Genomic DNA, 11,023 nt, shown 5'->3' with positions numbered 1-11,023 from the left:
TCAAGCCACCTTAGATCGCAACTAGCATTTGTTTAAGATAACGCAATCGACCATTTCGTAAGACAAGTCCATTTTCCTTAACACGTACGGTAATCTCTGAGTTTTCCTGCTTTATTTCAGGTGTTAATGAGAACCGGAATCCATACCAAGCTAGTTTCGGGTTTCGAGTACCGAAACGTTCCACATAACGATTCGCCGTGGCTTCAGCTACAATGTTTCCGTTTACCTCTAAGACAATCACTAAATTTTTAGCTATATTGCTTCTATCCCATGCCCATCCCTCAAGAACCCGTGGATCGAGTGCAAAAAGCTCTCGTGGTGGAATTGACCCCTTAATAGGTGAGCCAGTATATCCCTTAAATATACGTTGCAAGGTAGTACCTGATTTTTGAATCACAGCCTGAAAACTAAACTTGGGTTTAAATTCAGTTTCATTGATTTTTCCCTGCTCATGGATAATTTTTGCAATATCATGTTCAGGCTCATCCTTACCTTCTACTGTATAATCCTTGTCTACAAACTCTCCTACCTCTGCGTGATCTTGCCCATATAAAGTGGTATCTTCGGTATCTATCCCTTGAATGTTTTCAGGTGTGTTATTTTCTGTTTTAGAGAAGAAACTCCAGGTATATTTTTGGTTAAATATCTCCTCAACAGCTACCTCATTAAGTATTGGACTTCCAGAGATAGCTGCAAATACATTTTTAGATAGTTTTATAACCCGTATAAAACGGGTGTAAGTCATTTCTTGATCTTCTAACAGAAACTTAATATTAAATTTTTCACCTTCTTCCCATTTATCTGGAATTGGGAATCTATGTAAAGTAAGTTCATTATCTTGTAGCTCCAAAGAAATTGATTGGGGCTCGCCATTAACAATTAATTGCCTATTTCCCGGACCTTTGGCTACACAGAGCAAATGGGAATTTCTCTCGTCCAAACCAACAACTACCCTCGGATTACGATTTTTCATTTTACGAGGCCGGTCGGCATGTAAAAGCCACACAGGTTCCTCATCCAAACGATTCTTATCCCGATAAAGTGCTGGTCTTAATTTAGCTCCAATAGGCTGAGCTGAAGGAAGAAGGGCTAGTTTACGATAGGCAATATTATCATTTTCAATCAACGACATTGAGCGAAGGTAGACAGAGTTAGCGTTATTTCGAGATTCTTCCAATTCCTCTAAATAGTAATCACTACGAAGATGGCACTCAGGAATAACCATCAATTCAAACCCAAATTCTTTGTTCGCCCTTAAAATATATTCTTGTACTAAACCGTAGCGAATATCATAAGGGAGTATTGACCCCACATTGCTTGATACCAGTTTTGGGATACAAATAATATTTGTGCCTATTGCATTTCCAAAGCTGATCTCAGAGACGATATCTCCACCTATCGGCATTACCACCTTGTTTTCAGGTAGAGATAAAAAGCTAGTGATTATGAATTCATGATTTATTTGAAGAGTTTTGCGTAACTCACCACAAAATTTTCCACCTAATCGAGAGGATGTACCATCACAGAGAATGCAAGCATCTAGAGTACTTTCAGAAAGACTTTTTGCCAGTGCAATCCCTGCTGGAAATCCAATGAAATCCACCAAACTACAATTGAGACCGGCTTCCAATAGAAAGTTAGAAGCTCTCTCAGCAATATTTTCAAGATAGGGATCAATTAATAAAAATTTGATGGAGTCGGGTCTATCAACTAAAAGTGCCTCAGAAAACTCCATAACACTCTCAGTATCCCGCAATAGAACAACCACTTCTAGGGTCGGTAGCTCCATCTCATTAGAAGCTGTTAAGGTGGGAGAGCCTGTAATCTTGGTGATCGCTTCAGCGCCACTATACTGCTTAAAAAGATCTGCTAAGTAGGCATGAAAACCATACCAAACTTGAAGGTTATAATTGTTATCAAAACTGGAATGCGCAATCTTATGCCCATTCTTCAGTACCTCTGCTAGCCTTTTCGCAAGCTCAAATGCGTAGGGTGCGATAAGACAACTTTCATGGTCTTCTTTTGCGATAAGCTCTGGAGTTCCCCCTACTCGCGTTGCAATAAAAGGAATATTATTCTCTAGTGTTTCATATACTGCCATGGTGGAGTTTTCAATCAGGGAGGGCATTACCGCTATCATATCCCTGGAACATAAAAACGAGAGAGCTTCCGGCTGGTTATAATCTGTGATGCAATTGACTTCAAAACTCCAAGTAGATGCTTTTCGCTCAATATAGTCCGCAACCTTCTCATTGTTTTGATTAGGTAAGGCTTCACCATATTTACCTAGGAAATTAACTCTGGTAGGACAAGTCCCCGTCCGCTCAAGTAAATCCAGAGCGGTACAAAAGAGCTCCAATCCCTTCCGCATTTCCAAACGACCAAAGAAGGTCAATTCGTTAGTGCGAACTACATCACCAGGCTGTCGATTAATGCGTTTATCATCAACGGGAACTTCAGAAAAATCGAGAATATTTGGCTGAACATAAGTTGATGTTGGCAGCTTATAGCCGACATAGCGCATAAAGCAAAGTAGATGTGCGCTACCACCAATTACCATATCGGCAAATTCAACACATTTCTGCTCAGCAAAACTCGCTGGTAACAGCTCCCTTTTTACCAATGGCTGCATTTGATAATGGCGATTCCAGAGGTGCGGGGACGATGTCTTTACAATAAATAATGTATCTTTAAACGCCAATCCCAACTTCTTAACCATCAACGCATAAATTAATCCACCTCGCCATTCGGAAGTGTGGATAACATCAAAATGTCTCTGTTCAATTAACCAGCGGTATGCCGCACTATATCGTCGCTGCCAACCCTGTGAGGGGCCAATTATTGTTTCATCCGTGTGCACCAAATAGTGCAGTGAAACACCAAAATTGGAATATTCCTCAACCCAATACTCAGGTGTTTCATTCTCAACTGTTTCACCTTTTAAGTAGAGCACATGTACTTCATGCCCATGTGCTGCCAGTCCTTTCGCTAGGTGATAGTAGGTTGAAGCAATCCCTCCATTTCTCACCGGACCTAGGATTTCTTCTGTGGCTATACAAACTCTGAGCTTCTGGTCCGACTCAAAACCTGCATAAGCATTTAAATCAGGGAATGATTCTACTGAAAATTTGTCAATCTGCATTCTGTAGGGCCCTCTGCGAGAGGCTAGGCTTCAGAACATCCTCCTTATTGACAAAGTAATCCCATGTAATTTGAATACCGTCCCTTAATGATACCTCCGGCCTAAAGCCCAAGTACTGTTTTGCTTTAGTAATATCCGTATAGTTATGGCGCACTTCACCTGCCCTGAAAGGGTGGTTAGCTATTTCAAGATCTTCATGGCAGCCCGAGACATCCCTTAGTAAACTAATTACTTCGTTAATTGACGTCGGCTGGCCGCTACCCAGCTGAAATACCCCATTTTCTCTCTTTTCCAGAGCCCTAATTATTCCCTGGCAGAGATCGCCTACAAAAATAAAGTCTCTAGTCTGATAGCCATCTCCGTAGACATCACAGACCTGTCCTTTCAGAATATTTTTAATAAAGGCTGTTATCACACTTCCTTTGTGAAAGGAAAGCGGACCATAAACATTAGAGAATCGTAAAGAAGTTATTGATAATCCATAACTTTGAGAATATGCAGAACAGTAGGCCTCTGCTGCAGCCTTAGACGCACCATAAGCCGATGCGGGATTCACTGGCATTAATTCGTGTACTGGTGGATCAGCTTCTCCAATGATCGCCCCACCTGTAGAAGCATTAATGAGATGTTTAACCTCATACCTTCGCATCGCTTCCAGAAGATTGACTGTCCCTTGTACATTTACTTCAAAGTTATAGACTGGATTATTTATTGAATTAATAACACGTGTATCTGCAGCTAAGTGTATAACAGCATCAGCATGCTTTACTGCCTCATCTACATCCCGCTGATTTCTAACATCTCCTCTGATAAATTGATGAGGTATTCCGGCTAATGCTGCAGTAGTGCCAGTGACCTCATTATCTAAAACTAAAATTTCGTCATATAAACTCAAAGCATTGAGATATTTGACTAAATTTGAACCTATAAATCCACATCCACCAGTAATAAGGATTCGCGTAGACATAGCTAAAGCTACCCACTAAGAAATGGTTTCTGTAACTTCACTAGTTTTTTCCCGATAGGAAATATCGGCTAGTTTATTACCTTGTGTCCAATAGGAAACGCAAGGTATTTTTGTATGATCAGCCCGATCTTGATATTGCATTGTTATATCTGTAATTTCTTGCAGAAGGCTATCTTTAATAAGAATCGGCTGCCATCCAAATGAACGAAGTAAATCATTTTTTACATTGAGATCATTTCTCTCTGCCTCCTTCCTAGGGTTTGGCAGATAACTTATTTCACAGTCTGTCAGTGATTGAACTAATTGTGCAAGATCGGAAAGTGTTTGCGTTTCCGCCATCTGATTGAGAATCAGTGGCCGTTCACCGAGTTCCGGTGGATGTAAAAGTGCCCGCTCAATACATTTGCAAGTATCAGAGATATGGATAAATGCACGAGTTTGACCACCTGTGCCATGAACAGTCAGTGGGAAACCGACAGTCGCTTGCATTAGAAATCTATTTAGGACTGTGCCGTAGTCCCCGTCATAATCAAAACGATTTATCAGACGCTCATCCAGACTAGAGAGTTCAGTCTGCGTTCCCCAAACAATCCCCTGGTGAAGATCGGTAATACGAAGCCTGTCATTTTTCGCATAATACTGGAACATCTGCGAATCCATCGTCTTGGTCATATGATAAATGGAGCCGGGATTAGGCGGGTAAACGATGGAGTCTGAAATTTGACGATTATCAACTGTCTCTATTTTTACATCCAAGTAACCTTCAGGTATTGGTATGGGCTCCTCATGGCCGTAACCATACACTCCCATTGTACCGAGGTGAACCAAGTGAATATCAAGCTGCGTCTCTACAATCGCATTGAGAATATTATGAGTACCACAAATATTATTAGCGATCGTATAATTTTTAGTAGCGCTGCTTTTCATCGAATAGGGCGCAGCGCGCTGCTCACCAAAATGAACTATACTATCTGGCTTTTCCTCCTCTAGGAGATTTACAAGATCGTTAAATTTCTGGGAAACATCCAACTCGACAAAGCGAATAGCCTTTCCCGTTAATTCAAACCAGGTATCAATACGCTCTTTCAGTTCTCGAATCGGTGTCAATGATTCTACATTGAGCTCACTATCAATTTTTCTTCTAGAAAAATTGTCAATAATAATAATTTCATGACCTAAATTACTCAGATGTAATGAGGTTGGCCATCCACAAAAGCCATCGCCACCGACTATTATCAGTTTCAAAGAGCCACCTCCACAAGTTTTGCCAACCAGGCCGTTGGCAGATCAATTTATTCAGGATTGAGGTGTTATCGTCTGCTGCTTAATTGGATAACGTGAATCTTACAAAATCCAATTTATAACACAGGCTTTCCAGCTTTACCGATTATACGAGTTAGCATCCGCGCCAACTTTTATAGATTGCACCTTGAATAGTTTTCTCAGAGAAAATAAATTTATTATTTGACAGCTCCAACTTTCACATTTATGAATATTTTCATAGCTTAAGAAAATCAGTGCTAGCTGCGAGCATGTACTCAATAATAAGCAATCTTATTATATTTGATTTAAATCGAGCGCAACTGCACCTATTTGCAGCATGCAAGTCAATATCCACGCCAAAAAACCTGGTTACCATTACTTGGAAAATTAAATGTCTACTTTAGAAATCAATCAGCTGGATAACTTTGAACAAGGGAAGCAAGCTGCATTAGCTGGAGAAATAGACCTGGCGAGAGAGTTATTGCGTCCAATTGCCGATCTCAACCCTTTTCATCCGGCTACTTATTTTCTGTGCTATGCCGAATCAAAAAATGGTTCGATTCTAAATTGTGATAAGTATGCGCTGACCTTCATCTCAAGACATCCACACCATGTAGGCATGAGAATAATCTCCGCTATGCTAAATATAGCTAAAGGAGACATAGATCAAGCTGAAAAAGATATAAAAATAGCAATCAAGTGCAACCCAGAACATAAACGAGCTCTGAAAGTCTTTGACCAAGTCAAACTGATACGAATCGAAAATAACGCCAGGGAAGCGATTGAAATTTTAGACACTTCCCGTTCTCACCCTGCATTTTCAAAACTTTCCCGCTCAAAGGCAGCAAAACAACTGAAGAAAATAGAACCTTTAGAAGATTGGGACAATCATGAATTACAGGCTAAAATCGCATTTTTCCACAACTGCACTAATATACGCCACGCACTGAAGAATTTTGATTCGGATCTCATCACTAGTGCCGTTGAACTCGGCTACTGCTCATGGCCAAGAAAATTACATAAATATGTACAAGGGTGCAATGTTTTAGATGTCGGTTGTGGTTTTGGCGGCTATGCCATGGGCTACCTCTGTGCTGGAGCAAACAGTTATACCGGTGTAGACCCAGCAATGTCTTTAGACTCCAGGAGGGTTCGCAATAAAAGGATAAGAAAGTGGGTTAACGCTCCAATGTCCGGCCAGGACATCATGGATTTGATCCCGGATATTGATCTACGCCAGTGCTCTACCCGCGATCTCGTCGGTATAAAGACCTTTGATACGGTTTGCCTTCACAATGTCACTGAGCACCTATTGGAAATTGAGGGTGTATTCGAGGATATTGCGGGGCTGTTAACCAAAGGAGGGAAAATTATATTTCTGCATCACAACTTTTATGGCTGGAGTGGGCACCATATGCCTCCTCATAATCCATCAGTTTTGGATGAAGGGAATCCAGATCATCTTAAGTTTTGTGATTGGAACCATATTAATATTGTCCGCCATTTGCCACATGACCACTATTTACACACACATCTAAATCGCATTCGAATCGATGAATTACGCGCATTAACACGTAAGTATTTTAATATCGAAACCTGGGAACTACAGCCTTCCCATAGTAATGTTTTAGAGCGTTTAACTCCGGAAATAGAGACCAGGGTAAGAGAAGAAATTCCTGATATTACACTGGATGAAATGAAGACAAATGTTGTTTTTTGTGTAGCTTACGCTAAGTAATCAATTATTTCCGGAGCAAAATAATGTACGAAATTGATGATGCGGAAATTGCAAGGGGTTGTTATGTACACCCAGAAATTTCATTCTCTAAAACTGAAGTCCCCCAGAGCGTATTTGAGACACCAGGGATGGTTTCGATTGCGGAACGTAAATTACTCTATTCATTGGCGTCAAAAAACTTTCAGCAAAAAGGGTATATTGTTGATGCCGGAAGCTTTATGGGAGCATCTGTGGTTTCTCTCGCACATGGGTTGATGAGTAACTCAGATTTTTCAAACAACAGAAACTCAAATATATTGGATAGTAAACCTATTAGTAGTTATGAATTGGGTTTTCTACCTAAACCTGCAAATGGTTCGGATCGTGTTTGGGAGTGTGACTCACTAACCTATAAGTTTGGTGAATCTTTTGTTCCAATACTAGAAAATAGTATTTCTCCATTTCAATCATTGATTGAACTAAATATCGGTGATTTTAATGAGTTTTCCTGGCCTGATAATCCAATTGAAATTTGTTTTATTGATGTATGTAAAACTCAGGACCTAAATAAACATGTTTCAGCAGAGTTTATGCCAAAGCTTATTGAGGGCGAATCATTTTTCATTAATCAAGATTTTTTCTTTGATCGTTTACCATGGATTAAAGTAACCATGGGATATCTTGAAGATTATTTCGACTGGTATGGGCAAGTATTCTCAAGTTCAATCTATAAGTGTAAAAAACCAATTCCTAAGGAAGTAGCTGAATACGACCCATTCATCGAAGCTAGCCTAGAGGAATGCTTGAAGCTCCACGATAATCATCCTAAAGAACATCTAACAGATACTCACAAATTAAGAATGTGCTTGTCTCGCTCATATCTTATTGCAATGAAGGGGGATAAAGATGAAGCACTAGATTATCTCAAAGTAGTTGAAAGTGATTATGAGCATATGATGGATGAAAATACTTCTATAGACAGAAATGATCGTTTTCGATTCAACAGAGCTGTTCGGCAAATAAAAAGCGGAATTTTTAGTTGAAAACTAGTATTTGGGATAAATTAGAAAGGTCAGAAGTATAATTTCTGACCTTTTAGTTCAAACTATACTTAAATTTAAGCGGGACTTATATTCATGTCTTTTTCCAAAGCTGCATCAAGTTCATGAGCTCGTTGAAATGCTTTACGCTGAGATAAACGAGTTACATACTCCTGATACTCTTCACGCTTATCTATAGTTCCAAACTGTAACCCCCACCCCAGCTGTGCACCAATATATACATCTGCTGCTGTAAAACGTTCTCCAACAATATACGGGTTTGATTTAATTGCACTAGAAAGCGTATCTAGTGCCAATTTATAATTACCGTAACCCAACATTTGCTGTTTATCTTTAGCCACATCTTCATCAAAGATATATTTATTCACAATGGCGGACTCCAGAGGTCCAGCCGAATAAAACATCCATCGGTAATAATTGGCACGCTCTTCGTTATTTATCGGAGACAAACCTGAATCGGAAAATACATCTGCCAAGTAGACACATATTGCTGCTGCTTCAGTTATTATTTTGTTGTCGTGCACTAGTGTTGGAACTTTCCCCATGGGATTCAAAGCAAGATACTCTTGCGATTTCATGTCTTCGCCATATTCAAGTACTTTGGTTTGATAGGGTACTGATATCTCCTCTAACATCCATCGAACAATACAGCCTCTCGACTGAGGATTCGTATAAAAGATGATTTCATTTGCCATGTCAATATCTCGAAATTATGTGGAGACATAAATTTTAGCTAGGCAAGTATCATTTCTTCGAGAGATTTACATGTCAAGTTATTAAGTAAAAGTACTATCTATTTACTTGGATAATTCACTCGGCTAATTCAACAGTTATATTCTCAGGCCCCAAGAGAAAAGCTAATTTTTTATCTTGATACTCCAATATTCCGCTTCTTGTACTAATTCCTTGCTTCGATAAATACTCTAAAGCTTCATTCAAATTATCTACCTTTAAACACAGATGGTTATAACCGGGCCTTGCCAAGTCAATTAGTGATGGATTAGTTTTAACCACTGGATTTCGGTAGTGAAGTAGCTGTATCTCAAATTTCGGAGATGACTGCTTTAGTACCATCGTAAAGTGATCTGCTTCTACATTATCCACCTGGAGATACCGTGACGCTTTCTCGCCAGTTAGATAATTTTTGAGTAGAAGCTCAAAACCCAGCAATTCAAAAAAACTGACACTTTCCTCTAATTTCGTAACAACTACTGTTACGTGATCTGGGTGTTTAAACATGGATTGAGAGCCTTCAATCTGGATTTAAGTACAAGTTTAGATGTAATTACTTAAGTTTTTTCCAAATACAAAATATACAAATCAAATTTTTGTATTTTCAAGCAGGTTATTACTCAATATATAAGTTAATTTGTTGTTTTGTATTCCAGTTCTTCTAGAGAGTACCGAAATAAATTTGTCACATTATCTTTCAAATGCTAAATATATAGGTTTGCTTATTGTTTTAACGGAGTGAAATGGTGGTCGAAACTTTATCCCTAAGCAGCAGTATAAAGTCCAACATAGTTAAATTATTTTTATTACTCTCAGCTTCTAGCAACTTTGTTTATGCAGAGACAACTATATTTCAAGGTGACATACTTCATTTTACAGCCGACCCGGCGAAGACCAATAAAGCTTATGAATATATTGAGGATGGCGGATTAATTGTCAAAGATGGAATAATTGCAGGGATAATTTCTGAACAACAAATTTCGGAAAAACAAAAAGAAGCAGAGATTGTAGATTATCGCGGCAAGTTAATACTTCCCGGTTTTATTGATTCTCATATTCACTATCCACAGACGGGGATGATTGCGGCTCATGGCGAGCAATTATTAGAGTGGCTTAAAGAATACACCTTTCCAACTGAAAGTAAATTTTCCGACAAAGAACACGCGAAGGAAGTTGCAGAGTTCTTTATTAGTCAGTTACTAAAGAATGGCACAACATCAGCACTTGTCTTTGGTACCGTTCATCCAGAGTCTGTAGATGCTCTCTTTGAAGTTGCTCAACGGGAGAACATGCGACTAATTGCAGGTAAGGTGCTGATGGATCGCAATGCGCCAGAATACCTGCAAGATACACCTGAAAGTGCCTATTCCGATAGCAAGAAGCTGATCGAACGTTGGCATAATAAGGATCGATTGAGCTATGCCATTACTCCAAGATTTGCCCCGACAAGTACTCCAGAACAGCTTAAGCAGGCAGCTAAGTTACTAGATGAATATCCCGATGTGTATATGCATACCCATGTTTCCGAAAATAAGGATGAAATTAATTGGGTAAAATCATTGTTTCCAGAAGCAAATAGTTATCTTGATGTTTATAACATATATGGATTAAATCGCGACCACTCAGTGTTTGCTCATGGTATTTACCTGGATGACCAAGAGATGGAAAGTATGGCTTCAGTCGGCAGCGCTATTGCTTTTTGCCCAACGTCTAATCTTTTTCTGGGGAGCGGATTATTCCCGCTTAATAGAGTTGAAGAAATCAATGTTAGCGTCGGCCTGGGAACTGATGTGGGAGCCGGCACCAGTTTCTCGATGTTAGAGACTATGGATGAGGCCTATAAGGTAGTTCAGCTACAGAAGTCGATTGGAAATAACAATGGTATAACGACACTCTCTCCACTTAAAGCTTTCTACCTTGCAACCTTAGGATCAGCACAAGCACTGGATATCGACGACAAAGTTGGGAACTTTGAAAAAGGAAAGGAGGCAGATTTTATTGTCATTGATTTAGAATCAACTGATTTAATGAAGTTTAGAATGAAGTCTGTAAAGACACTTGAAGAAAAACTATTTGCCCTGCAGGTTCTTGGTGATGATAGAGCTATATACAGCACATATATAATGGGTGATAAAAAATAG

General features: G+C 39.4%; 8 protein-coding genes. 3 read left to right on the top strand and 5 right to left on the bottom strand.

What is annotated here, in order from left to right; genetic code table 11:
• Positions 1–10: 10 nt before the first annotated feature.
• The 3 genes from ACJJIR_RS21780 to ACJJIR_RS21770 are packed head-to-tail and all read right to left on the bottom strand — an operon-like array spanning position 11 to position 5,354.
• Entirely contained in the window at positions 11–3,142 is a 3,132-nt protein-coding gene (locus ACJJIR_RS21780) for a glycosyltransferase family 4 protein (protein ID WP_444906813.1), read from the bottom strand.
• A complete protein-coding gene (locus ACJJIR_RS21775) occupies positions 3,132–4,109 on the bottom strand; it encodes an NAD-dependent epimerase/dehydratase family protein (RefSeq protein WP_444906812.1) in 978 nt (325 codons plus the stop codon). Before ACJJIR_RS21775 ends, ACJJIR_RS21780 begins: the two co-directional genes overlap by 11 nt.
• Positions 4,110–4,124: 15 nt before the next feature.
• Positions 4,125–5,354, bottom strand: coding sequence for an NAD-dependent epimerase/dehydratase family protein (locus ACJJIR_RS21770; protein ID WP_444906811.1), 1,230 nt, complete (start codon positions 5,352–5,354; stop codon positions 4,125–4,127).
• A 409-nt stretch (positions 5,355–5,763) separates the two neighbouring features.
• Between ACJJIR_RS21770 and ACJJIR_RS21765 the strand changes: the two genes are divergently transcribed.
• Positions 5,764–7,110 carry a methyltransferase gene (locus tag ACJJIR_RS21765; RefSeq protein ID WP_413663866.1) on the top strand — a complete coding sequence of 449 codons (1,347 nt, stop codon included), beginning with the start codon at positions 5,764–5,766 and terminating at the stop codon, positions 7,108–7,110.
• A gap of 23 nt (positions 7,111–7,133) precedes the next feature.
• Positions 7,134–8,132 carry a hypothetical protein gene (locus tag ACJJIR_RS21760; protein WP_444906810.1) on the top strand — a complete coding sequence of 333 codons (999 nt, stop codon included), beginning with the start codon at positions 7,134–7,136 and terminating at the stop codon, positions 8,130–8,132.
• Between the two features lie 74 nt (positions 8,133–8,206).
• Here ACJJIR_RS21760 and ACJJIR_RS21755 read toward each other — a convergent pair whose 3' ends face one another.
• Together ACJJIR_RS21755 and ACJJIR_RS21750 are read right to left on the bottom strand one after the other, a co-directional pair.
• Positions 8,207–8,845, bottom strand: coding sequence for a glutathione S-transferase family protein (locus tag ACJJIR_RS21755; RefSeq protein WP_444895618.1), 639 nt, complete (start codon positions 8,843–8,845; stop codon positions 8,207–8,209).
• A 115-nt stretch (positions 8,846–8,960) separates the two neighbouring features.
• On the bottom strand, positions 8,961–9,389 hold the full coding sequence (locus ACJJIR_RS21750) for a VOC family protein (protein WP_444895617.1): 429 nt from the start codon (positions 9,387–9,389) through the stop codon (positions 8,961–8,963).
• Positions 9,390–9,625: 236 nt separating this feature from the next.
• Here ACJJIR_RS21750 and guaD point away from each other — a divergent pair, with 236 nt between their 5' ends.
• Complete coding sequence (gene guaD, locus ACJJIR_RS21745) at positions 9,626–11,023, top strand: guanine deaminase (protein WP_444906809.1); 1,398 nt, start codon at positions 9,626–9,628, stop codon at positions 11,021–11,023.

This window comes from Microbulbifer maximicatervae (SeqCode) (assembly GCF_052467385.1).
Note: the sequence above shows the minus strand (reverse complement) of the source record. Positions and strands in the feature narration are given on the sequence as shown.